Raw genomic sequence first — 355 nt, 5'->3', positions numbered from 1 at the left:
AGGGGAAAGAAAAAGAAAAAAGGGAAGGGAGGGGGGAGGAAGAGAAAAAAGGAGAAGGGGAAGAGGAGAGAAAGGGGGGGGGAAGAAGAGGAAAAGAAAAAGAGAGAGAAAAGAAAGAAAGAGGAGGGAAAAGGGGAGAAGAGAAGAGGGGAAGGGAAAGAGGGAGGGGAGGAGAGAGAGAAGGGGAAAGAGAAAGAGAGAAAGAAAAAAAAAAGGAGGAGGAAAGGAGGGGAGGAAGGGAGGAAGAGGGGAGGAGGGGGGGGGAAGGGGAGAAAAGGGGAAGGAAGAGAAAGAAAAAAAAAGAGGAGGAAGGAAAAAGAAAGGGAAAGAAAAGGGAGGGGGAGAAAGGAAAAGA

Annotated in this window: 1 protein-coding gene; it reads left to right on the top strand. The window is 48.5% G+C overall.

The window, feature by feature from the left end:
• A partial coding sequence (locus KH400_RS30230) for a hypothetical protein (RefSeq protein ID WP_217228527.1) occupies positions 1-355 on the top strand: 355 nt, incomplete at both ends.

Origin of the sequence: Desertibacillus haloalkaliphilus (genome assembly GCF_019039105.1) — a bacterium.
GTDB classification, from domain to species: domain Bacteria; phylum Bacillota; class Bacilli; order Bacillales; family KJ1-10-99; genus Desertibacillus; species Desertibacillus haloalkaliphilus.
The sequence above is the reverse complement of the archived record's forward strand: the minus strand, read 5'-3'. Positions and strand labels throughout refer to the sequence as shown.